General features: G+C 41.3%; 21 protein-coding genes, 1 tRNA gene and 2 pseudogenes. 7 read left to right on the top strand and 17 right to left on the bottom strand.

Annotated elements, in window-relative coordinates; translation table 11 throughout:
- Window positions 1-454: 454 nt before the first annotated feature.
- From IPP77_03875 to IPP77_03850, 6 genes are all read right to left on the bottom strand, one after another.
- Window positions 455-1,369: a hypothetical protein gene (locus IPP77_03875; protein ID MBL0308831.1), complete on the bottom strand. Its 915-nt coding sequence runs from the start codon at window positions 1,367-1,369 to the stop codon at window positions 455-457.
- 190 nt (window positions 1,370-1,559) lie between these two features.
- On the bottom strand, window positions 1,560-3,212 hold the full coding sequence (locus IPP77_03870) for a TonB-dependent receptor (GenBank protein MBL0308830.1): 1,653 nt from the start codon (window positions 3,210-3,212) through the stop codon (window positions 1,560-1,562).
- On the bottom strand, window positions 3,169-3,801 hold the full coding sequence (locus IPP77_03865; GenBank protein ID MBL0308829.1) for a TonB-dependent receptor plug domain-containing protein: 633 nt from the start codon (window positions 3,799-3,801) through the stop codon (window positions 3,169-3,171). The genes IPP77_03870 and IPP77_03865 overlap by 44 nt, the downstream gene beginning before the upstream one ends.
- Before the next feature lie 250 nt (window positions 3,802-4,051).
- Window positions 4,052-4,570 (bottom strand): ATP-binding protein, encoded by a 519-nt coding sequence (locus IPP77_03860; GenBank protein ID MBL0308828.1) that lies wholly within the window; start codon window positions 4,568-4,570, stop codon window positions 4,052-4,054.
- Window positions 4,567-5,127 (bottom strand): nicotinamide mononucleotide transporter, encoded by a 561-nt coding sequence (locus tag IPP77_03855; protein MBL0308827.1) that lies wholly within the window; start codon window positions 5,125-5,127, stop codon window positions 4,567-4,569. Before IPP77_03855 ends, IPP77_03860 begins: the two co-directional genes overlap by 4 nt.
- Window positions 5,127-6,023, bottom strand: a complete 897-nt coding sequence (locus IPP77_03850) for an LD-carboxypeptidase (protein MBL0308826.1) — start codon at window positions 6,021-6,023, stop codon at window positions 5,127-5,129. Before IPP77_03850 ends, IPP77_03855 begins: the two co-directional genes overlap by 1 nt.
- 592 nt (window positions 6,024-6,615) lie before the next feature.
- Here IPP77_03850 and IPP77_03845 point away from each other — a divergent pair.
- The 6 genes and pseudogenes from IPP77_03845 to IPP77_03820 all read left to right on the top strand — a co-directional run bounded on the left by IPP77_03845 (window position 6,616) and on the right by IPP77_03820 (window position 12,912).
- Window positions 6,616-6,813: a hypothetical protein gene (locus IPP77_03845; GenBank protein MBL0308825.1), complete on the top strand. Its 198-nt coding sequence runs from the start codon at window positions 6,616-6,618 to the stop codon at window positions 6,811-6,813.
- A 1-nt stretch (window position 6,814) separates the two neighbouring features.
- Complete coding sequence (locus IPP77_03840; protein MBL0308824.1) at window positions 6,815-7,072, top strand: type II toxin-antitoxin system RelE/ParE family toxin; 258 nt, start codon at window positions 6,815-6,817, stop codon at window positions 7,070-7,072.
- 173 nt (window positions 7,073-7,245) lie between these two features.
- Window positions 7,246-9,346 (top strand): annotated as a pseudogene (gene metG, locus IPP77_03835) (methionine--tRNA ligase).
- Window positions 9,347-9,392: 46 nt separating this feature from the next.
- Window positions 9,393-9,464 (top strand) — tRNA-Arg (locus IPP77_03830).
- 234 nt (window positions 9,465-9,698) lie between these two features.
- Window positions 9,699-10,830, top strand: a pseudogene (locus IPP77_03825) (class I SAM-dependent methyltransferase).
- A 441-nt stretch (window positions 10,831-11,271) separates the two neighbouring features.
- Window positions 11,272-12,912, top strand: a complete 1,641-nt coding sequence (locus IPP77_03820) for a T9SS type A sorting domain-containing protein (GenBank protein ID MBL0308823.1) — start codon at window positions 11,272-11,274, stop codon at window positions 12,910-12,912.
- 454 nt (window positions 12,913-13,366) lie between these two features.
- Here IPP77_03820 and IPP77_03815 read toward each other — a convergent pair whose 3' ends face one another.
- The 8 genes from IPP77_03815 to IPP77_03780 form a co-directional block, all read right to left on the bottom strand.
- A complete protein-coding gene (locus IPP77_03815; GenBank protein MBL0308822.1) occupies window positions 13,367-13,846 on the bottom strand; it encodes a hypothetical protein in 480 nt (159 codons plus the stop codon).
- A 2-nt stretch (window positions 13,847-13,848) separates the two neighbouring features.
- Window positions 13,849-14,895, bottom strand: coding sequence for a hypothetical protein (locus IPP77_03810; protein ID MBL0308821.1), 1,047 nt, complete (start codon window positions 14,893-14,895; stop codon window positions 13,849-13,851).
- Between the two features lie 9 nt (window positions 14,896-14,904).
- Window positions 14,905-15,774, bottom strand: coding sequence for a hypothetical protein (locus IPP77_03805; protein MBL0308820.1), 870 nt, complete (start codon window positions 15,772-15,774; stop codon window positions 14,905-14,907).
- Window positions 15,775-15,861: 87 nt separating this feature from the next.
- Entirely contained in the window at window positions 15,862-16,368 is a 507-nt protein-coding gene (locus tag IPP77_03800; protein MBL0308819.1) for a hypothetical protein, read from the bottom strand.
- 1 nt (window position 16,369) lies between these two features.
- Complete coding sequence (locus IPP77_03795; GenBank protein MBL0308818.1) at window positions 16,370-16,612, bottom strand: hypothetical protein; 243 nt, start codon at window positions 16,610-16,612, stop codon at window positions 16,370-16,372.
- A gap of 59 nt (window positions 16,613-16,671) precedes the next feature.
- The gene (locus tag IPP77_03790) at window positions 16,672-16,929 is read right to left on the bottom strand and encodes a hypothetical protein (protein MBL0308817.1); all 258 of its coding nucleotides are present in this window, start codon (window positions 16,927-16,929) and stop codon (window positions 16,672-16,674) included.
- Between the two features lie 2 nt (window positions 16,930-16,931).
- Complete coding sequence (locus tag IPP77_03785) at window positions 16,932-18,602, bottom strand: PDZ domain-containing protein (protein ID MBL0308816.1); 1,671 nt, start codon at window positions 18,600-18,602, stop codon at window positions 16,932-16,934.
- Window positions 18,599-18,775, bottom strand: coding sequence for a hypothetical protein (locus IPP77_03780; GenBank protein MBL0308815.1), 177 nt, complete (start codon window positions 18,773-18,775; stop codon window positions 18,599-18,601). Before IPP77_03780 ends, IPP77_03785 begins: the two co-directional genes overlap by 4 nt.
- Window positions 18,776-19,663: 888 nt before the next feature.
- Here IPP77_03780 and IPP77_03775 point away from each other — a divergent pair.
- Window positions 19,664-20,341: a fibronectin type III domain-containing protein gene (locus IPP77_03775; GenBank protein MBL0308814.1), complete on the top strand. Its 678-nt coding sequence runs from the start codon at window positions 19,664-19,666 to the stop codon at window positions 20,339-20,341.
- A gap of 206 nt (window positions 20,342-20,547) precedes the next feature.
- On the opposite strand, the gene IPP77_03770 is transcribed toward IPP77_03775, so the two are convergent.
- The 3 genes from IPP77_03770 to gmk all read right to left on the bottom strand — a co-directional run bounded on the left by IPP77_03770 (window position 20,548) and on the right by gmk (window position 22,831).
- Window positions 20,548-21,705 carry an ATP-binding protein gene (locus IPP77_03770; protein ID MBL0308813.1) on the bottom strand — a complete coding sequence of 386 codons (1,158 nt, stop codon included), beginning with the start codon at window positions 21,703-21,705 and terminating at the stop codon, window positions 20,548-20,550.
- An 80-nt stretch (window positions 21,706-21,785) separates the two neighbouring features.
- Window positions 21,786-22,172 (bottom strand): Co2+/Mg2+ efflux protein ApaG, encoded by a 387-nt coding sequence (gene apaG / locus IPP77_03765; protein ID MBL0308812.1) that lies wholly within the window; start codon window positions 22,170-22,172, stop codon window positions 21,786-21,788.
- Window positions 22,173-22,213: 41 nt separating this feature from the next.
- Window positions 22,214-22,831, bottom strand: a complete 618-nt coding sequence (gmk, locus tag IPP77_03760; protein MBL0308811.1) for a guanylate kinase — start codon at window positions 22,829-22,831, stop codon at window positions 22,214-22,216.
- Window positions 22,832-22,868: the final 37 nt, after the last annotated feature.

The raw sequence follows: 22,868 nt of genomic DNA, 5'->3' as shown, positions 1-22,868 counted from the left end.
ACATGCTTTTCTGCGAAGCAGCGCACATCGTGAGCGAATCAGCGCACTTTGCGCGCTATACTGTGCTGATTTTACCGCAATCAGCACACATTTAGTGCGAAGCTGCACAGCTTCGCACAAGATCAGCACACTTCTTGTCTAAAGCTGCCCACTTCTTCTCCTAATCAGCGCACATTTAGGTAAGAAGTGTGCTGATTAGGAGAAGATAAGCACTGATTCGCTCACGATGTGCGCTGATTCGCAAAATCTGTGTCTTGGGCGAAAAACAAAGAGCTTTTTATCAAAAAGCATCCTTTTCGCCCTTTCTAATCGGCTCGGCTCCCCCACCTGTAGCCCTCACCGACCTAAAATAAACAAGCCCCGCTTTCACGAGGCTTGTCTTTATATATGGTATTCGACACCATCAGGCATCGGGAGAGGTTTGTAAACTTCTCTCTTTGGGGAGATGCAAATCCTAATGATTCACCACCTGAACCACTAAATATTTAGAGGTTTTCCAAAAAGCATCCTGATCTAAAATATCCAGCGAGGCAACATGTTTCTTGTCTTTATAGTTCAGCTTATATGAACTGCTGGGATGTGGGGTTATCAACTTTGCTTCCTTGACATCAAGCGGGAAAGTTGTCGTTTGTGAAATATCAATCTGAGTGAATCCCATGTTATTGTAATCACCCTTCAACACTTTCGATTTTCCCATGCCTATAAATCCACCTTCTTTCGTCAGCACTTTTTTGGTAATCAGGTCTTTCGATGTGCCTATCACATAATACGCTGTGTTGAGTTTTGTTTTTTGATCTTCCACCACTTTCTGCATTTCATTATTCTTAGTGATGAGTTCTTCGATTCGGTTCTTTTGGTCGCCGATAGTTGTGTTTAGCGAAACAATCTGATTGTTCAACTCGACAATCTGCTTGTCTTTCTCTTCTATTTGCATATTGAGCGTAACCATCATTTTGTCCAACGCCGCAACTTTAACGCCCGAAGCTTTCAGCTTTGCACTCAATGCAGCGATGCGTTGCTTGTTTTGTTGCAGCAAGTCATTAATGTTCGCAATGTTCTCGTTGATGCGAACAATTTGGGTTTTTCTCAGTTCCGGGTTTGAAGTAGAAACCACTACATTCCGCTTGCTGGTGTCAATAGCAGCCAAGTTCATTTCAATCGTATTCACTTCATTAATGAAGTGCTCAATAGTGGAATCCTTACCCGTATTATCAACCACTAAATCCTGCTTCTCGCCTTCCAGTTTTGCAATATCCGGTTTGTAATCATGGCAGGACGCCAAGAGCATCAACACCGGGATGATAAGCAAGAACCCATTTCTTACTACTTTATTAGATCCGCTAAGGAATCCGAAAATCTTTAATTTCATTTCATTCATTTTATGAGGCAACAGAATTGTTGCCCTGCAAGAATACACTTCTTTTTATGTATAAGTGTTACATAAATCTGTAAATGAATTACATCCTTCACAGATTTGGAAGGATTAAATCTTAGGAGTTAAAGCAATAAAACTCGCCTCGTTAGGAGGCAACAACCTCCTTGTTCAATTCGCCGTTGTGTCAAAACCTCACACTTACCCCTGCCAACACGTTAAATCCCGCTTGTGGGAAATAATAATTATAGGTAGCCGGGTCGGTTACCTGAAGCGCGTTGTGCTCGTCCAGATAGCTGTATCGCTCCGAGTAGGTGTAACCATTGCTTTCATAATGGCGGTTGAAAATGTTATTGAACAACACTTTCAGGCTAATCTCTTTGCCTGCTTGGCGCAGCGGAATGGAATAAGAGATGTTCAGATTGGAATAATAAAAAGGTTTCAGCGAGCGCATCTTGTTTGAAGTGTTGTCGAGATACTGTCGGCTGACAAACTTATTCATCAAACTGATGGAAAGGCCTTTGACGGGATAAGCCACAAGCTCTAGCGCCGCAACGATGGCGGGCGAAAAAGAGATGTTGGTTTTCTGATGGTTGATAACGAGGGTCAGCGATTCAACCGGTGAATAGTTTTCATCGTAGGTATAGATGTATTCGTCAAACGATTTGATTTTATTCCACGAATAGCTGAAGGAATAATTGATGGCGAAGAGGCGGCGAGACACTTTTTGTTCGTAGATATTGATGGCTCCGGTGAGTTCAAAACCGGTACGGTAACTGACCGGTACATTTTCTTTGATAGGATTTCCTACATCATTCACCCGGCCGGTCAGCACCAATTGGTCTTTGTATTGCATCAGAAAATAGTTGAGCGCAAGGGGAAACTTTCGATGCAGAAATTTGTAACCCGCTTCCAAATTGTGCATCTGCTCTGCGTGCGGTGGATTGGAAATAGTGGCAGCGAGGAGGTCATCCCGATTCGGTTCGCGATGGGCCAGTCCATAAGAAGCATAGACCTGATGTTCTGGCTTTATCTTGTAAAGTATACCGGCTTTGGGATTGAAGAAATGCCAGGTTTTATCAACCGAGTAAGCGTTCTTATCATTGTCAATCCCGCTCGTTACGTACCCCACATAGCGATATTGCAAATCGAAATAGAAATTGATTTTGTGCAGTAAGTCGTAATTGAATTTACCATAAACGTTGAAGTCATTTTTGGTAGAGGAGCCGTCATAGTAATGGGCATTCACATCGAGATTATTGATATTCTCAGCCCAAACCACCTTGCCAAAATGCTTACTGCGATATTGACTGAGCGCGCCACCAAGCGTAGCGGCAATTGATTGGTGTTCATAGTTTAAGGCAAAAGTCCCTCCATAGAAAATGTTTTTGAGCCAGCGCTGGCGCACCAAGTCGGTGCGAATACCGATGCTGTCGTGGTTTTCAAAGTAGCTGTTGAAGTTTCGGTCCACTTTATATTCTTCATAATAACCACGGCCAAGCGTGGAGAACAAACCGATGTTGAGGTTGAAATGTGATGGAAGATATTGAGAAAACAAGAGTTGGAAATAATCTTGTCCGTAGTGGTCAATCTGGTTTTTGTAAGGCGGTTCAAGACGACCTCCATCCGTCCCCGCCTCGTTAAAGGTGCGATTGGTTTTGAGCAAATCTTCCGGCAGCCCATACCAGCTTTGGTAAGTTTTTTCTCTGCCGCCAAAGTACAGGGCTTTGAGCAACGTGTTCTTATACTGATAGCCGGCCTGAGCGAACCAAGAGTATAAGTTAGAATGGGCACGATCAATGTAACCATTGGATGCAATCCATAACCGGAGCTTCGACAAAGAAGCGTTTCTTAATCATTCCGGTACCGGCTTTGGCGTTCAGGCGGATGGTCTGAAATGAACCACCGGACAAATTCACTTCGCCAAAAGGATTCGCACTGGGATTTTGTGTTTGCAAACTCACCGTCCCCCCAAAGGCGCCGGGGCCGTTGGTGGAGGTGCCAACACCTCGCTGTATCTGGATACTCTGCGCCGAAGAAACCACATCGGGCAAGTCCACCCAATATACCCCTTGTGATTCACCGTCATTTACGGGTATGCCATTGAGGGTTACATTCACTCTGGTCGCATCGCTCCCACGAATACGGATACCGGTGTAACCGATACCGGTACCGGCATCAGAGGTAGTGACTGCTGATGGTGTCATATCAAGCAGGATGGGCAAATCTTGCCCGAGATTATTTTTGTTCAACACTTCTTTGCTCAATACCTGAAAAGTAGTGGGTGAATTTTCGCCCGCGCGGGTAGCGCTCACGATCACTTCTTCTTTGATAATTGTTTTTGATTGGATGGAATCAACAGAAGTTGAATCAGTTTGTGCGAATGCCATAAATGGTAAGGCCGCAAGAAATAATGTTCTTTTCATCATAAATTATTATCCGTTAACCACTGATATACTTAGTGGAATAAATAATTTCTGAAAGTTGGTGAGAAGGAGAGCTATGTTCTCAATTTCTTCCCTGCGCACGAATTACCGCGTTTCAGGTTCGAAGGGTTCTTCTCAGAATCCCGACAATTAATTGTCGGGAACGCCCCAGAATTCGCACAAATGTATGTAAAGAAAAGTGAGCGGAGGAATTTTTACCGATGCCATCGCTTGAAGCGATGGCATCGGCATCTTAATACATCAATAATTCATCCACTGTCGAAACTGCCATTTCCAGACGTTCAACTCCAAAACCAGTAATACTTTTGAAGTTGGCATTGATGGCGGCGAGTTCTTCTCGGAACTGATGAAATAGCTCCATTCGGTCATGTGCATTTTGACGTTGCTCATCCCCTACCCAGGGAATATCAGGCTCGCACAGTAGATATAAATCCGGTAGGCGAGTGATGATGTCTTTCTCCAACCAATCGGGAACAGGCCACTTATAATAGCGCAACCAGATTTTGATATTGACGAGGTCATTGTCGGTGATTAAAATCCGGTGAGCTAAGTGTGCCATTTTATCTTCTTGCTCTATAATCCCTTCGGCAATTTTCAATACATCAGAATGATTGTATTTTCTTTCCAACATTTGGATATAGGTCCGAGAATAGTCAGGTACATAAATAGTTTTGTAGTGTTCTGCCAACTTTGCTGCTAACCCTGTTTTGCCCGAAGATTCTGTACCGATGATGGATATTTTTTTAATCATACCAGCTTCAACTGTTTGCGCCATTGATAGTATCCATATATCGCTACTATGGAGTAGAAAATATATAGCCCTGAAGTAGCATGAAGTCCTTTTACGAAATACATCCCCGCAGCAATTACGTCAATCACAATCCAGAATAACCAATTCTCTAAAATCTTTTTGGCAGTCATCCAGGTGGCGATGAAACTAAAGACGGTAACTGCCGCATCAAAATAGGGAAGCGAATTGCCGAGTTTTGAAAAACCATATCCAAAAAGAGGAACAAGAATTACTCCCAACAAAATCAGCTTTCCGTTTTTGGATAATGACCAGGTAAGGACATCCTGCTCCTCGGGATGAGTATCTTTTTTATTCCAAATCCACCAGCCATAAAATCCGGCCAACACATAATAAGTCTGGAGAATGGCATCCTGATAAAGAGTGTGGTGGAGATTGATATAGATATAAAGAATGGAGCTTAGAATTCCCGCTGCCCAACACCAAATAATTCCCCTGGCCGCCAGCACCACATAAATCACTCCAAACGCCACCGCGAAGTATTCAATATAATCGTCCATCAAAAGACTTTTACATCCTCCTTCGTTACTTGCAGTTTGTATGTTCTACCCATTACTAAGGCGCGGTTATCTTCTACATGCCCGGCAGGAAATCCATAACAAACCGGATACTTAAACTCAGCAACATTTTCAGCAATGATTTCATAGGCGGATATTCCGAAGGCAACTTTATTGTCTTTCATATCCGTAAAGCCACCAACAATTAAACCCGCCAAATCGTTCAGTTTGCCGGAACGCTTCAAGTTCATCATCATCCGGTCAATGTGGTATAAGTATTCATCGAGGTCTTCGAGAAACAGAATCTTGCCGGAGGTGTTGATGCCACTTTTCGTTCCGGTGATACCATATAGAATAGAGAGATTGCCGCCAATCAAGATGCCTTCTGCATTTCCCAATCGGTTCAATGCGTGGGTAGCAACCGTGTATTCGTTCTTCTCGCCGAACAACTCTTTTCTCAAGCTTTCAATAGAGACTTCCGACACCTTAGGAAAATTAAAGGGCATCGCAGAATGTAAAGTCTGTATGCCGATGTTGTTGGAGATATTGACATGAAGAAAAGTAACATCGCTAAAACCAACTACCCATTTTGGATTTAGAGTGAAAGCATCATAGTTCAATTCATCCATCATACGCACAGTGCCATAACCCCCACGGGCGCATATAATAGCCTTCACCTGTTGGTTGTCCAAAGCGGTCTGAAAATCTTCTCTGCGCTCGGCATCTGTACCCGCAAATTGACGAAACTCTAAACCAATGGTTTTGCCGATAATCACTTTCAGCCCCCATTTTTCAAACATTGCGATAGCGGGCTGAATTTCTTCCAGCGTAATTTTTCGGGCAGTGCTGAGTATATAAACGGTATCTCCTTTTTGAAGGGCTGGCGGTCGTAATAGCATGAGGCGAAAATAAAACAAAGCGGTGTTCAAGAGTCAAAAAATTCCCAGTCACTATACTATTTTCAACACCAGCTTCTTCTTTTCTGTAACAGTGAGAACTGTTTTCGGTGGGGTTGGGGGTTTCTGGCTAGAACATCAAGTATCAAAAATAAAATGCAATCAGTTTATGTAGCCAAGGAGTAAGCAAAACGAGGGTATTCTTTTATAAATTCCTGCTTAGGTGTTTCCAATACATAGAAGGACAGAAAAAAATAGAATACTATACACTAAAAGTGCATGGGTTTGGGAATAGAATAAAATTCTTACTCCAGAATGAAATTTTCACCTTCATGGTTTGCTGCACTTTTGTGGTGTTCCAAATATTGCGGCACCATCTCTTCCGTAAGGCTCCCCCTACTCCAATATCCATACCCTACTGCCCAGAAATGTCGCCCACAATATCTTTGAATTGATGGAAATGACCTTTTAAGGACTGACTATTATATTGCTATGAATCAATTACCCGCGAAAAAAATCATGGCTTTATAAATGCGTCAAAACCAATAAAAATCGTATTTTTTACGTATCTTCGAAATCAAAATACAGCACTATTATGAAAGGCATTGAAATACTTACTGACGAAAAGAAAAAGAAGAAATATCTGAAGATTGACATTGCGCAAGTTCAAAAGTTCGGCGATGCCATGTGGGAGGATTTGTATGATGTGCTCATTGCAAGTTTAAGAAAAGGTCAGCCGTCTAGCAGTTTAGAAGCTATTGAAAAACGTCTCATCAAGGCTGGTAAGTTGTAATATGTTTTCTATTCGCATACTCCGTGATGCTGAAAAAGATTTAGCTAAACTTCCAACCCCGGTTTTAAGAAAAATATTTCCCGCTATCAAATCCCTTGCCGACAACCCGCGACCCAAGGGCTGTAAAAAACTTAAAGGCATGGACGAATATCTGTGGCGAATCCGAGTAGGAGACTACAGAATAGTCTATTCTATTGACGATGAAATAAGGATAGTAGAAGTGCGAAGTGCAGGACATCGAAAAAATATTTATAAATAAGCTTTCTCAGCCTATAAATATTTCTTGCCAACCCTACCCGCTTTACGATAGAAGATGACAGATAGAGTTTGAGTATTATAAATGCCCAGCAGAGATGCTTTGCTCTAAGTAAAATCACGGCAATGCCCTCTGCATCTTTGTTTCTTCGCGCCAAATTTTCAACTTCGCCCGACATGAAAGAATGGAAGCGACATACCGTAACAGCAGCTTTGCCTTATGCAAATGGGCCGAAACATATTGGTCATTTGGCGGGAGCCTATCTTCCGGCTGATATTTATGTTCGCTATCTGCGTGCCAACCAAAGGGATGTGGTTTTTGTTTGTGGCAGCGATGAACATGGCACGGCCATTACGTTTCAGGCCTTGCAGGAAAAGACCACACCGCAAGCAATTATTGATAAATATCACACGCTCATTCAGCAGAGCTTTGAGAAGCTTGGTATTTCATTTGACATTTATGATCGAACTAGTTCTCCGCTTCATCATAAAACCGCACAAGAGTTCTTTCTAGACTTCTATAATAAAGGGCTATTTAAAGAAATCACTTCAGAACAATATTTTGATGAAGAGAAAAAAGTTTTTCTCGCCGACCGTTACATCATAGGCACCTGTCCGAATTGCGGATATGAAAAGGCATTCGGGGACCAATGCGAACGATGCGGCAAATCCCTTTCTCCTCGCGAATTAATTAAACCTCATTCCACCTTAAGTGGCAAACAACCTGTTCTTCGCAAAACGAAGCACTGGTATCTGCCACTCGATCAATACGAACCCTGGCTGCGCACTTGGCTGCTTCGTGACCACGCCAAAGATTGGCGCTCAAATGTTTATGGTCAGTGTAAAAGCTGGATTGATGCGGGCTTGCAACCACGGGCCATGACCCGTGATGGAGAGTGGGGTGTGAAAGTTCCTATACCCAATGCCGATGGCAAAGTGCTCTATGTTTGGTTTGATGCACCGATTGGATACATATCAGCAACAAAACAATGGGCACTGGACAATAAAAAAAATTGGGAGCCGTATTGGAAAGATACCGATACACAATTAGTTCATTTCGTCGGGAAGGATAATATCGTTTTTCACTGCATCATCTTTCCGGTGATGTTGCACATGCACGGCGATTATATTCTGCCAGATAACGTACCCGCCAATGAATTTTTGAATCTGGAGGGCGATAAAATGAGTACGAGCCGACGCTGGAGCGTAGAGATGCATGAATACATCGAAGACTTTCCGGAAAAGGCAGATGAGCTAAGATATGTGCTCTGCTCGATTGCACCGGAAACCAAAGACAGCGAGTTCACCTGGAAGGATTATCAAACGCGCGTCAACAGCGAACTGGTGGCCATTTTCGGAAACCTGGTGAACAGGGTGATGGTCTTAACCGAAAAATTCTTTGACAACCAAGTGCCGGAGGCGAAGGAGAATGCGACCTTGAAAATCTTTATTGAAACCCAGCGAGATAAAATAGGTGCCGCAATTGAACAATACTGGTTCCGCGATGCCTTGTCGGAAATGATGAACATAGCGCGTCATGGCAATCAATTGCTTTCGGAGAAGGAGCCGTGGAAAACCATCAAGACTGATAAGGAATTGACTGCCGCAACCCTTTATGACTGTCTTCAAATCATTGCCAGCCTCGCTATTTTATGTGAGCCTTTTCTACCCTTCACCTCCAAGAAGATTTTTGAGCTGCTTCAACTCAATCAGGAGCAGTTTAAATGGAGTGACGCAGGCAGACAAAACCTTTTGAAACCCGGACACCAATTAGGGGAAGGCTTCCTTGCTCTATCAGAAAGTGGAAGATGAAACCATTGAAAAACAAATTGCGAAGTTGAAACAGACACAAGATATTAGACATCAGACATCAGACAACAGACACAAGACAACAGACAACAGACATCAGAAATCAGAAATGGAAGAAAAATCAGAAATCAGTACTCAAAAATCAGAAATCACCTTCGATGATTTTGATAAAATTGATTTGCGTGTCGGCACAATCTTGACCGCTGAGAAGGTGGAAAAAGCTGACAAACTTTTAAAACTGAGTGTTGACCTCGGCTTTGAAACCAGAACGGTAGTATCCGGCATTGCGGAATTCTTCAAGCCAGAAGAAATTATCGGCCTACAGGTTTCGGTAGTAGCCAACCTGGCTCCGCGAAAGCTGCGCGGTATCGAATCTAAAGGAATGATTTTGATGGCGGAGGATGCGGATGGCAAACTACATTTTGTTGCACCGAAGGAAGGGGCGACGAACGGCAATATCATCAAGTAGTCTTTTCAGAGAACGGATTTTTTATTTTCGCCCCGCCCCCTATTTTCGCCTCTTAGTTCAATGGATAGAACGGAAGTTTCCTAAACTTTAAATGCAGGTTCGATTCCTGCAGAGGCGACACCTTTTTTTATAGGAGGTTGCCTTTATAGTTTTCCTCATATAATAAGTTACTTTTGGCGACTTTTTTATTCGAATTAAAAATAGCATGACTGCAACAGCACTGGACTTCATTGTCCCTAAAACCAACGCCACCCGTGCGCGTTACGTAACCGGAAACAACCCTTCTTTCGGACATTTCGTGGAAGATTTTATGGACGGCAATATTGACATCAAGGGCGACTTTGAAGAATTTATGAAGGTGCGTAATGGCTACTTCCGCTACTCACTCACAGCACACCATTGGAAATTTTTCTTCTCCCGGCTGATTCCTGAAACATTAATTCACTCTAAAAGTCAGGACGAACGCATCATCCGCTCCCACTACGACCGCGGCAACGATTTCTTTGCAGCCTATCTCGGCCCGCGCATGGTTTATACCAGCGGATTTTTTTTAGATGCCGAAAACGAAACGCTGGAACAAGCACAAGACCGCAAGATGCAAATGGTCTGCAACAAACTATTTATGAAACCCGGCGACCGCCACCTCGACATCGGTTGCGGATGGGGAACCCTCGTTGCCTATGCCGCTAAAAACCATGGCACAGACAGCACCGGTGTCACCATTGCACAAGACGGTCATGACTGGGGTATGCAGCAAATCAAAGACCATGGAGTGAGCGACAAAGCACGCATTCTTATGTATGGATTATCGCGACATCCCCAAGGGAAACACCTACAACCAAATCTCCTGCCTCGAAATGGGCGAGCACGTCGGCATACGCAAATTCAAGGGCTTTATCAAAATGATTTATGATATGCTCGAAGACGACGGCTTGTTCTATTTGCAACAAGCAGGTCTGCGCGCTAATCCGGGTATTTTTCAAAAAGGCCAGCACTGGCAAGACCTCGTATGGGGTCTCTTCATGGGCGAAAACATTTTCAGCGGTGCTGATGCATCTACCCCGCTTGCTTTCCTCATTGACTCTTTACAGAGCGCAAACTTTGAAGCGCTGCACGTTGAAAACATTGGCATTCACTATTCGCATACTATTCGTCGCTGGTACAAAAACTGGATGCGCAATGAAGCCTATATCAACACACACTACGGCAACCGTTACTTCCGCATGTGGCAACTCTTCTTGCGCTGGAGCGTGGATGTGGCTGCTAACGGTAACTCTACCTGCTGGAGCATCACGGCCCACAAAAACTTGGATAAGAACGACCGCAATCGCAACATCACCAATACCCAAAGTGGTCTGCGGATGGATTTGTCAAATCCTCCCGTTTTCGACCGACCATATACCGGTGTTTGGGCTGAGCTATACGGCATGAAGCAGACAGTGAATACCCGCAAAGAAGCAGAAGTTATTCCTGCTTCACGGTAAAGCGAAAGCAGTATTGAACCTCAAATAGGCAGTATCCAAATCAAGGATGGGTTTCTGTTGCTGAGAGAGAAGTTACTTATTCGATGAGTTCACCCTCTATTTTCCGGCTACCATCATAAGGGGTCGGAGTTTTTGGGGTATTTGTCAATTTCCAGAAATCAGAGAAGATGTCCGAAAATATTTTCGCGGGTCAGCATTATTATTGCTATACTTGAGGCATGAAACGACCTACTCAGGGTCGTAGGTAGAAAAGTTCTTTGAAGAAGTTTTCATTGTCAGAGGGAAAAAGAAGTGCAAAGTGGCAAGTATCCGAAGAGACATATAAGTAGGTCATTCTTGGTCAGAGCACTATAGCCTTTCGCTTTCCCTTTTGCAGCGAATACCAACCGTTCTGTAGTAAACCGAAGAGACAAAAATTAAAAACCAAATAAAGTAACTTGTATGAAAAAAAATCTACCCCTCACCGCCATCTGCTTGCTGATGTTCATCTCCGGTCTGTTTGCGCAAGGGAAACAGTTTCCTTCTAGCGATGCTATCGCTATAACACAGGAACAAATACTTGAGAAGCCTATCTCTGTAAACCAAGCGAACGAACAAGTACAAATAGACCGCCCTTCGCACAACAGAATACCGGATACACAGGAACATTTATCCAAAGCCATGGGCGCGACTTCTTTAAAGTGCTACATAGACAGCGGATACAACTATAAATTGGACACCCTTAATAATAGTTGGAATCTTACCAGCAAGTTCTTTTTAACCTTTGATGCCAACAATAACAAGACCGGTGAATTGCATCAAGTCTGCAACGATACGGCTTGCGTGAACTCCGATCAAAGAATAGGTAACTACGATAGCAATAATAACGTTACGAAGGATTTGCACCAAACATGGGATGGAACAGTTTGGAAAAACGACTGGCAACATCTATACAACTTCGATACCAATAAGAATGACACAAGCCATTTGTTTCAGACATGGAACGGTACGGCTTGGGGGAACAGTTACAAATATGTCTCTACCTACGATGCCCATAATAACAAGACAAGCTATTTGTATCAAACAGGGAGCGGTACGGTCTGGGAGAACAGCGATTTACACATATATACCTATGATGCCAATGATAACATGACAAGTGATTCGCGTCAATTATGGAATGGCACAGCTTGGTTGAACCACGATCAGGGAATATTCACCTATGACGCCAACAAGAACAAAACAAGTGATTTGCGTCAAACATGGAAGGATACAGTTTGGGCGAACCTCAGTCAAGATATCTGGACTTACGACGCCAATAATAACAACACAAGTGATTTGCACCAAGTATGGGGCGACACAGTCTGGCTGAACAACGTCCTATATACAGACACTTTCGATGCCAATAGTAACAAAACAAGTGATTTGCGTCAAACATGGAATGGCACGACCTGGGCGAACAACACACGATATGCATATACCTTCAATGCCAATAATGACGAGACAGTTGAATTATTCCAAACATGGAAGGATACGGCTTGGGTGAACAACTACCACTATGTATCCACCTACGATGCTAATAATAACATGATAAGCTATTTGCGTCAAGCATGGAATGTCACGGTTTGGGCTGACAACTACCAATATATATATACCTACGATGCCAATAATAACATGACAAGCTCTTTGTATCAACCTTGGGACGGCGCAATCTGGGTGGACTATGAACAAAGAAAGTACACCTATGATGCCAACAATAGTTTGACAGATTACGTCGCGAGACAGGCCTATTTCAATGGTTCGTGGGTAAGTGGTGACAGCACTCATTCTTACTACTCTTGTAAGACTGTTGGCATCATTGAAGCGGCAAATAATAGTGTAAATATTTTTCCCAATCCCACCATCAATACCCTGCACATTACTACGAGCTTAAATAGCGCAAACACACGTTACCAAATTTGCAACCTGCTCGGTGCAGTAGTAGCAGAAAACAAATTGACTGACTCTAACTTTGATGTAGATGTAAGCAATTTCCCAAAAGGCATGTACCTCCTCCATCTGAAAACGGATAGTGGTGAGATCACCAAAAGATTTATTAAGGAATAATTCAGATCAAAGCTTCGAAAGCCTTTTAAAACTAAAAGAAGTTTGCCTGAGGTAAGTAGGAAAGCTGATTCACAAGATTCCTCCCGGGAGAAGAGCAAGCGAGGCCAAGCGATAAAAAGGGTAAAACGGAATTAAAGATTAGAATTCGCTCGAGCCTATAAGTAAGCTGTGTGATTCTGCACGCACAGTTTGATTTCAAAGCAAACTGTTTATCACGAAAAATTAAAGGCGGCGGATGCGATTGTGATGCTTACGAATGAAATGGATCCCAAAAATGGACAAGGCTATTATCGGGTCTTCCCCCAGGATGATTTCAAATTCCATATCTTTTTGTGGTCATTAGATTCTTTTGTATTGGGAAAAGGAGCTAATTAATAACAAGCCGACTAACTAAAAAAAGCCGGTACGTTTTCACGTACCGGCTGTTTAATAATTAGGGTGTGGGTCTTATCCTTTATTTTTTCAGTTCGCGATACACAATGTACACAAATCTTGAACCCTCGTCAATGTCAAAAGAATTTAAAAGTTCCATACCTTCTACAAAGCCGTTGGCATTTTCTTTTATTGTTTCTTCCATTGTTGTCAAAGAGGTTTTGGCGGAGTCCTTAACCTCTGTGGTTCTAATAACCATGTCGGATGTTATGGACGAGCCGTTCACAAAGATATTGGCGTTGCTACGAGCTTTTACATTAGCAACTCTATTTAATGTAGATGAATTAGGATATTTTGCTTTCTCCAAGATGACTAGTGAAACAATATATTTGGCATTGTAGTCTTCTATAATTTTTACCCCCTCAAAAGGAGAAGAGTTATACATACGTTTTATGAAATTGGCCAACGTTGTTTTGTCTTCATTAAATCCTTGGCCATAACCGGCAGTGGAAGTAGTAACCAGTGTTACGATTGCGAAAAACTGCAGAAATGTTTGTTTCATAATTATCTCCAATAAATATTGTTATAGGTTACGGTCTTAGGTTGATTTTCGGCATATTTTACGGCTACATCGCGATAGGCACTAACTCGGATTTTATCTAATTCTAAATTACGAGCAGCTTGTTTATCCTGTAATGCATCATTTCTAATTGCTTGTTGTTCGGCAATTCTGGTCTGCTCCTTTTCCTTGGCTACATTGTCAGCATATTGCTTCATTTTAAATTGCCAGCGTTCTTTTTCATCCGCCTTAAGTTTTGCATCTATATTTTTAATAAACGCAGCCACTTCGGGCTGACAGTTAGACATTGGATTAATTTCGCTCAATATATCCCCTGTTTTTTCAGCACCACTTGGGCTTTGTTCAGCCATCCAAATAGATTTAGCTTTGGTCAGCTTCTCCCTACAATCAGCATTTATCTTTTGCTGGTAGATAGTCGAAAGGGTGTCTAAGCATTTGAAATAACAAGACTGACAAACTTCGGGCACAAGAGATAATTTGTAAATTGATTCATCGAATTTGCCCTGATTTCGAAGTGTTTGAGATTCTTTAATAAGAAAATCACATTTGGTAGCATAGTAAGCGATAATTTTATTTTTAGCTTCCTCAACAAAAGCAGCGACTTCTTTATTCTTAGGATTAATATTTTTTAGAGCATCAATGAAAGCTTTGTTCTCATTGGTGCCTACACCTTTTAATGATATTGAAGTATTGCTGAATACCTTATCTTCAATTGCATCACCAACAAATAGGGTAAGAGAAAAATTCTGAGCAATCATTTGAGGGGGTCCGGGAATAATGTCCTTGGTACCAATATTTACTACCGCGGTAATAATAAATCTCGGATTAGCCGCGCTGCCGCCCATACCATTATTGCTGGTAATTTGGTTTAACTTGGTTTCCAATAATTTCTTTGATTCCCCCGGCAGGTTTATCTTTTCGGACAAATAGGTATTCAAAACGATGCGACCAAAGTCATCTAATTTAGCCTGGCTTTTGGCATAGGACGCAAAGAGACTAAGCAGGACAGTTATTAAGGCTGTTTTATTCATTGCTATTTTTTATTTTTCACCAACAACTAAAATAGCTTCACCAAGACCGCGGGTCATAAGTTTTACCTCATAAGTGAAGGGTGCTGCTTTTAAATATTTTTGTAGCCCCTTGGCGAATTGTCTGGCATCAAGCGCCTGATTGTTTTTATCATATAACGGAATCCTTACCTGATCGAATTTTATTTTATTTTCAGTAGCATCGCTCATATTAAATCTGCCCTTCACAGTGTTTTCTTGCATCCATGAATTGATATAGTCTGTAATTTCTTTGCCATCTATTTCTGTCTCAAAATTCTTATCCCAGCTATCCCATTTTTTTACGGTCAGCAAAACTTCTCTGCCATTAAGAAACATATCATCAAAGTGTGATTGCAGTTGAGCAACGAAAGGATCAATATTCGCCAGTATTGCATTTTGCAATAGAACAGGTACAATATCTTTATCGGATGGAGTGCCGTTGCCGGTGGATGATGCAATTCTTTTACTGGTGTAAGCGTCAAACCCTTCAAGTATAAATGATACCGATTTACCCTGATCTGTTTTATTCACTTTCCACCAAATCTGAATAATGATATCTGCCTTAGCTTTGTTTTTTAATTTATCCAATGGGCTTTCAGAGATAGATGAGCCACTTGTGGTGCTGGATGTCATGTTATCTTCAGCAGTTCTGGCTTCTATTGCCTTTAATTCTTGCTCCGCATCCTTCAACGGGAAGCCTTTGTCTATCATGAGGGCGCCAATTTTACTTATGACCTGCCCTATCTCCACATCTTCCTGAAAAGCCATTTTATAATCGGGCACTTTTTGTTTGGTGCCCTGATTATCAAACTCAGTCATAAAATAGCGTTGGTTACACCAATTATCGCTTGGCAACACCATAAGCGTTGGTTTTTTGGCTTGAGCTATGGCGGCACCTGATAGCGTCAGGCACGAGAGAAACAATAAGATTTTTTTCATGCTTTAAAATTAAAACCCGGTTTTGAGTGATTTGATTATTACTTTTTCTTCTGCGGCGATTATTTTTCCCTCTTCTAAATATTTGCGCAATAAATTTTTGGCAACGGAAACACGATATACTTTCCAATTTTTATCGCCAATACTGGAAGGAACTGTTGTTTCTGTATTTGATTCGCGAGTATAGTTTGCCCAAACTCCGTTTTTACTAAAGAAGTCTTTTTCTATTTTTTGAAACTGCTCTATTTCAGTGGCTGAGGATAAGATGGGTTTTTGGGTGGTGCATCCATTGTTTCCGGCAATGCCGGAAAATAAAAGTGCATCAATAGCATCTTTGCGGGCTTGTTCCTGTTGGTATGAGTTTCCCTTTTGAATGTCCCATATTTTTAGCGTGACGTATCCCTCGGTTGCTAATGAAACACATTCTGTTTGGTATGACCTTTTGCTAGGCGCAAAGGACAATAAGCAAAGAGCCAGTAGAAAACGGAGGATAGCTTTAGTGGGTTTTGAGTGTTTCATCTTATTTTTTAATTATGCTTTTTACTAAAGGGCTATCTTTTAATCTTTGGATAAAATTTTCTCTACCTACCTTATTTAAATCATTATTTATGATAATTATTTTCTCACTCATTTCATTCTCACCAATCTTTTGTTTTATACTCTTTTCAAATTTTGCATAACCAGCCGCGATCGTTGCATCATATTCTTTCAATAGATCATCATTACTAATTTCCTTTTGCTTTGTTTTATCTGTTGTTCCCATAATTTATTTTTTTGTAACTTCAACACTCATCACCTGCACCATATCAATTCGCATAAATATTATTTCGATAGCTCCATCCACTTTCCCATTTCTGGGTCTGGTAGAATTCCTTCAAAACCACTATATTCTCCAAGGGGTTTTATTATGCGCAGAATGTTTTGGTAAACATCAGCGGTGCTTATTGTCGTAGAGGCCTCAACTTTGCTGAAATCTCTATTTAGGCAAGTAAAAGTGCATTGATTGTTAGGCGCTGATACTAAAAATAAATAAAGGACATCTTGCTTGCCTTCTTTGTCATTAAAATGTAGTTTAAACATGCTTATTTCAATTTAACCTTAAAAGTCTTTTCTCCACCCTGCCATTGCTGTACAGTTAAACTAATTTCATCACCTGAATGAAACTTTTTAAATTTCTCAAAGTGAATGGCAGTCGTTAAATCATCCTCGCCGTTTAACTTAGTAATTATATCGCCATTGCGTATGCCTGCCTCGTATGCCGCGCTCCCCTCTATTACTTCGTTTATATAAATACCTTTTGTATCGTTTTTTAAATATTTCGACTTACTATCTTTTTTTTGATTAATCTGCTCAATCAATGCAGCGTCTATATCAACAATTTTGACCCCCATAAGTCCCTTTTTCTCGCCCGGTGTAATAATTCCGCTCCCATCAGTTGAACTGAATTCTAGTTTTTTCAAAGCTTGCAACTCATCCAAAGTTAAATAGATGGCCATTATTTTAGATGAGATGATCTGATCCGCACTAAATTGTAATGATTGAGGACCAGCGGTTGCATAAAAAGGGTAAATCATGATGTCTGGGGGGATATGGAATGAATAATCAGTGTTTATAAAAGGATAACTATCCCCAAATACTTGCGGAACTGTTTTTAGGTTATTAAACAATGCAGAAGAAATATTTAAGCCAGAGGATTTCACATTTACCATTTTGCTTAGCTTTTCGAACAAATCAAGATTTTTATTGCTCCTCAACGAAAATACTACACACTCCCTTTCTTGCCTATTATTTAGTGGTTGTGTGAATTGCGGATACTTTGAAATATCAACCCCGCCAGCGATGGCATCTGCTGGTATAAATATTTGTTGAGATCCTTTGTTAAGAGCGTTATAATTAGCTAAATCCTTAATGGAAATTGAGGATAGCAAATTCAAAAGAGCTTTAACAAAAGAAATATATTCTTGTCGAAATTTCGGTGTAATTACCGCGAATATTACATAACCATCAGTTAGTCCATTATGCCAATTTTCTTGACCGCCATTGTTACCAAGTGATTGACGCAAGTTTTTAACTCCTCCAATATTGACATCATATTTCTCTTTAATTCCTTTTGCAACTGCTATTGAGTTAATCCTGTACCAGTCTAAAACGTTTTTATTTTGTTCAATGTATTTATTGCCAACTTCCGTCATCTGGAGATTATCCACATTGTTCAATTTGGGGCTAAAGTCACGTTTGCAATATCCTGAGATTACCTTTGGTTCAAGCAAAGCAACTTCAAAGTCAAACAGAGGAATTTTTTCCCAGGTTGCTATAAAGTTCTCTAAGGCAGGTCGTTCTTGCGTTGTATAAAATTTTTCCTTTAAAATATTTTGAGCATATACCCCACCGTTTAGTTCGAAACTATACCCCTTAGAATTTAGCACCTGCACTAATTTTTCAGGAGAAATTAGTGCGGAAACGGAAACGCTGTAGTTGTTATTTGTGCTTACCTCTGACAGCACCTCGTATGACACTATATTGCCGGAAGCTATGGTTACTATCTCATCTTTAGCAAGAGAATCATTTATTACTGTGGTGCTTGAACTTAAAAAAGCACCCATTGATTTTTCAATGCAATTGCGCAATGCTTGGTTTGTCGCAATAGTTTTATTAGCCCCATCGCCATCGCCAATCACGGTTACCGGTTTATCCTGGGCAAAGGAAAAGGCGCAAAAATATAGGGCTGTTAATGTAGCAAATAGCTGTTTCATTCTATTTTTTGGTTTAGTTTTTTTAATACTTCCCAATATGTATCTAATTTGCCAAGTTGGTAAGATTCCCGACTTAAATCTTTTGAATCTACAGCTTCTTTTTTATCGTTTTTGGCAATTACAATTTGGGCCTCTACCCATTTTTCTAATTCTTCTATTTCTTGTTCATTCATATAAAAAATTAAAGGGTGCTATTAATACTCTTATTTTAACTGACTAGTTCGGCTGTTGTCTGTTTGTATTTGGCTGGTTCGTGTGTCAGCCCAAAATAAACGGGACACGTTTCATAATGTTTGGTTTATAAATTATTTTATGTCATTCTCCGCAATTCCGGTTGTGCTCCTTTCCGTTCTTGCTTTTGATGGTGTTTGATGAATCGTTGCAAGAATAGTAAAGATTTAGTTTAAAAGCATTCCCCTAACTCACATTTTTGAATTAAATTTGACTGTACATGGGGTGTTTGATACCCACCTAAAGGTTACCGCTTACCCCCAGAAAATTTTTGCTGGCATCATTTTTGCTCCTTTGCATCGGCAGGATTATACCTGTATATCGCCCTTTTATACCGGTATAATGTGTGAATAGTCAGGTATATAGCCTCAATATACATGTATATTGAGACGATATCCGTGTATATTGAGGCTTTCCCCTCGTATATTCAGCCTTTATACGCTGCTTTTGTGGCTATATACATGATTTCAGGGGCTTTATACACGTATATTCTGCCTTTATACGCTGCTTTTCTAGCAATATACATGACTTCAGGGGCTTTATAATGTATAATGAGGCGTTATTGGCTGGTACAGTGATGATACACGCTTATTGGGTTAAATAACACAGATATATCGTCCATATACTAAAACAAATTTTTGTTTTTACAGACCCTAGAATCGCCATTTTCAAGTTATAGAATATATGAAATGAAATTTTTTTTAAAATATTTTTTGTCAATGAAAATTGAACAAAAATAGGTGAAGTGTAAGTTGCCATTTGTAACTTTTTTTCATGTTTTGCGTTCTATGAGTTATAATTATTTATTCATAAACTAAAAAAATTTAAACATGAAACACTATTACCAACATCTGAACCGCCAAATCAGTATAATCATTGGCATCATTATTATTTTCTTCGTCATCAAGCTGGGGCTTAAAAACAAAAGTGTCGCAGAAATAATCATCCTGGCGCGGAGGATTATAACCATGATGACGGGTAACCCGAATTTCCCGATACCTAATCCCACTCTGGCAGATTTGATCTTGGCCACTGATGCACTGGAGGCGGCGCAGACGGATATGGACGGGGCGCGTTCTAAAACGGTGGTACGAAATCTCCGCCTCAAAGAACTGAAGCGATTGCTGGCGCTACTCTATACTTATGTAGAGCATATATCTATGGGCGATGTGGTGATTGCGCTCAGCAGTGGTTTTGAGATGCGCGCAACACGTAATCCCATAGGCATTCTGCCTGCGCCTGCAACTGTTGAAGTAAAGAATACGGTAGTAACAGGCAAGGTATCCCTTAGATGGAAGAAGGTGGAAAAGAGTTCGGGTTACTGGATTGAGTGGACGCAGGATATTACGATGTCTGTGTGGCCCAATGCCAAAACTTCAAAAAAAGCGAAAGTAGATATCGCTGATCTAACTCTGGGGGAGCGGTACTATTTCCGCGTGGCTACTATTTCATCGGAAGGTTATGAAGGGTTTAGCGATGTGATCACGCTTCGCATCAATTTCAACTAAGCTGTCTAACGGTTGATTCGACAAAAAGCCGTCCCGATAAATATCGGACGGCTTTTTTAATGGATGCTGGTCATTGCAATTTTGATTTACAAATTACACAATGGGAGATTGCTTCAGAAATCTCATACATATCTTTCAATGAATTTCCTTCGCAGTAAGAAAGTCAAACCATGCAGATTGAAAGTTAAACTTTCAATCTGCATGGTTTATTTTTTACTCAGACTGTCCAGCAAGCCTAGAATATTTGTAGCAATGATGTGTTTATTGAGTGGAAAAGAATCCTTGACGGGACATACCACAAACGCTTCTTTTATCTTTAGCTCCTGCGTGATGCTATAGAACCCGCGCCCAACCGATGGAGCTTGGGACAGTTTACATTCTACGGCAATGGTCCGTTTTCCTTTGGTCAAAATAAAATCAATCTCTGCTTGGTTGGAGGTAGCGATGTAAGAAACCTGCCAATCGGGCAAAGATCCTTTTATCTGCTGCAATACATATCCCTCCCATGAAAAACCCGCTACAGGATGGGTGATGAGATCTTCGTATTTCTCAATATTCAGCAGCGCATGTAAGATACCGCTGTCTGCCACATATAGTTTGGGTGCTTTGCGGAGGCGTTTTTCCAAATTTGCAAAATGCGGCTCAATTTTCTGGAGCATATAGGTTCCCGAAAGCACTTCAATATAATGACCGGCAGTAGTGTGGCTCACCCCCAGCGAATTGCCGAGAGCAGATAAGTTGAGTGGCTGCCCATGAAGGTGAGCGCACATCAGCCATAACCGGCGCATGCTTTCAGACGGCACGTTAAAACCAAATACTGAAAGGTCTCTTTCTAAAAAGGTCTGAATAAAATTTTTGCGCCACAGCATACTGATTTGTTCTACACGAGGTAAGTAGCTTTTCGGAAAGCCTCCTCGTAACCACAACTTTCTTTCCTGATTTGTATTGGACACATTCACCTCTTTCAAGGTGAAAGGAGCTAACTCCATATACGCGACTCTGCCCGCCAGTGTTTCGGATGATTGGCGCAACAAATGAGGGGAGGCGGAGCCAAGAAGCAAAAACTGTCCATTCCTTTTATGCTTGTCTATCAGGCTGCGCAGCACATTGAAAATGTCAGGCATGAACTGCACTTCATCCAAACAAACCAGCCGCCCCTTCATTTGCGACAGAAAAAGAGTAGGCTCTGTGAGTTTTGCGCGGTCGTCGGGATTTTCAAGGTCTAAATAGATCGAGTCCTTATAGTTCTTGGCAATAAGTTTTGCCATAGTGGACTTGCCGCATTGGCGGGGACCTACGATGGCCACCGCCGGAAAGTGTTTCAGCAACCGTTGAGCTTCGCTGTATTTCGCTCGAACTATCATTCTGTAAAAATAGTCAAACCATGCAGATTGAAAGTTTAACTTTCAATCTGCATGGTTTGACTTAATAATTATTACGTACTTTAATTGAGAATCTCCGGTGCCTCCAAACGAAAAACAGGCACCTTAACTTCAAACTCTTTTCCGCTTTGTTTGTTCTGAAAAATGTAGATGCCATCCATACGTCCGATGGGTGACTGCAAATTGCAACCCGAAACATATTCATAAGAATCACCGGGATAGAGAATGGGTTGGCGACCAACCACTCCTTCGCCTTCCACCGTCTTTAGCTCGCGATAGGAATCTAAAATCACCCATTTGCGCCGAAGCAACTGTACCGTGAATGCATTGTGGTTGCTGATTGTGATGCGGTAAGAATGAATGAATTCGCCATTTGCCGAATTGGATTCGGCAAATTGATAGAAAGTCTCTACCCTGATTTCAACTCCTGCTGTGGTGAGCGTTTCCATGTTGTTGCAATAATAAAACTATCTCTGTAAAGGAAGGAAGTTCAATACACATGTATCGTGTCCGGCTCCAAAAAATTGATGACTAAGTTTTTTACTCGCATATACGCCGTATCAAAATCTTTATTCACCACCACCGAGTCGAACTTGGTAGCATAGCTCATCTCTTCATCAAAACGTTTGATTCTTTCTTTCAGGCTTTTGGCATCTTCCGAGCCACGACTCTTCAATCTCTGAACCAGTGTTTCTTTTGAGGGCGGCGCAATGTAAATAGTCAAACAATCCTTACCGAATTGTTGTTTGATATTCAGTGCCCCTTTCACATCAATATCAAAAACAGCTACCTGATGCTCATTCCAGATGCGCTCAACTTCGCTTTTCAGCGTTCCGTAAAATTTACCGGGATATACTTCTTCAAATTCGGCAAATTCGTTTTTGCTGATTTTATTTTTGAATTCTTCTACCGTTAAAAAATAATAGTGCTGACCATTCACTTCCCCATCTCGCAGTTCGCGCGTGGTGCAGGATACGGAAAAGGAAAGTTCGGGGAAGAAGCGCAATAGCTTTCTAACGATGGATGATTTGCCGGCACCGGACGGAGAACAAATTACCAAAATCCTTTTTGGCGGAATCAGAACCCTTGTAAATTTACGTTTGCTCATGGATTAGGTTTAGTAGTTTGCAGATAGCGATTAGCAG

Source organism: Bacteroidota bacterium (genome assembly GCA_016722375.1).
Lineage (GTDB): Bacteria > Bacteroidota > Bacteroidia > Chitinophagales > LD1 > Bog-950.
The sequence above is the reverse complement of the archived record's forward strand: the minus strand, read 5'-3'. Positions and strand labels throughout refer to the sequence as shown.

What these genes read in the sequence shown, in the direction of transcription:
- gmk (MBL0308811.1), bottom strand. Translation starts at nt 22,831, where the DNA reads ATGAGCAAACGTAAATTTACAAGGGTTCTGATTCCGCCAAAAAGGATT.
- IPP77_03875 (MBL0308831.1), bottom strand. Translation starts at nt 1,369, where the DNA reads ATGAAATTAAAGATTTTCGGATTCCTTAGCGGATCTAATAAAGTAGTA.
- IPP77_03820 (MBL0308823.1), top strand. Translation starts at nt 11,272, where the DNA reads ATGAAAAAAAATCTACCCCTCACCGCCATCTGCTTGCTGATGTTCATC.
- IPP77_03850 (MBL0308826.1), bottom strand. Translation starts at nt 6,023, where the DNA reads ATGCTATTACGACCGCCAGCCCTTCAAAAAGGAGATACCGTTTATATA.
- IPP77_03770 (MBL0308813.1), bottom strand. Translation starts at nt 21,705, where the DNA reads ATGATAGTTCGAGCGAAATACAGCGAAGCTCAACGGTTGCTGAAACAC.
- IPP77_03805 (MBL0308820.1), bottom strand. Translation starts at nt 15,774, where the DNA reads ATGGTGTTGCCAAGCGATAATTGGTGTAACCAACGCTATTTTATGACT.
- IPP77_03780 (MBL0308815.1), bottom strand. Translation starts at nt 18,775, where the DNA reads ATGAATGAACAAGAAATAGAAGAATTAGAAAAATGGGTAGAGGCCCAA.
- IPP77_03775 (MBL0308814.1), top strand. Translation starts at nt 19,664, where the DNA reads ATGAAACACTATTACCAACATCTGAACCGCCAAATCAGTATAATCATT.
- IPP77_03855 (MBL0308827.1), bottom strand. Translation starts at nt 5,127, where the DNA reads ATGGACGATTATATTGAATACTTCGCGGTGGCGTTTGGAGTGATTTAT.
- IPP77_03845 (MBL0308825.1), top strand. Translation starts at nt 6,616, where the DNA reads ATGAAAGGCATTGAAATACTTACTGACGAAAAGAAAAAGAAGAAATAT.
- IPP77_03865 (MBL0308829.1), bottom strand. Translation starts at nt 3,801, where the DNA reads ATGATGAAAAGAACATTATTTCTTGCGGCCTTACCATTTATGGCATTC.
- IPP77_03815 (MBL0308822.1), bottom strand. Translation starts at nt 13,846, where the DNA reads ATGAAACAAACATTTCTGCAGTTTTTCGCAATCGTAACACTGGTTACT.
- IPP77_03800 (MBL0308819.1), bottom strand. Translation starts at nt 16,368, where the DNA reads ATGAAACACTCAAAACCCACTAAAGCTATCCTCCGTTTTCTACTGGCT.
- IPP77_03810 (MBL0308821.1), bottom strand. Translation starts at nt 14,895, where the DNA reads ATGAATAAAACAGCCTTAATAACTGTCCTGCTTAGTCTCTTTGCGTCC.
- IPP77_03860 (MBL0308828.1), bottom strand. Translation starts at nt 4,570, where the DNA reads ATGATTAAAAAAATATCCATCATCGGTACAGAATCTTCGGGCAAAACA.
- apaG (MBL0308812.1), bottom strand. Translation starts at nt 22,172, where the DNA reads ATGGAAACGCTCACCACAGCAGGAGTTGAAATCAGGGTAGAGACTTTC.
- IPP77_03790 (MBL0308817.1), bottom strand. Translation starts at nt 16,929, where the DNA reads ATGTTTAAACTACATTTTAATGACAAAGAAGGCAAGCAAGATGTCCTT.
- IPP77_03785 (MBL0308816.1), bottom strand. Translation starts at nt 18,602, where the DNA reads ATGAAACAGCTATTTGCTACATTAACAGCCCTATATTTTTGCGCCTTT.
- IPP77_03795 (MBL0308818.1), bottom strand. Translation starts at nt 16,612, where the DNA reads ATGGGAACAACAGATAAAACAAAGCAAAAGGAAATTAGTAATGATGAT.
- IPP77_03840 (MBL0308824.1), top strand. Translation starts at nt 6,815, where the DNA reads ATGTTTTCTATTCGCATACTCCGTGATGCTGAAAAAGATTTAGCTAAA.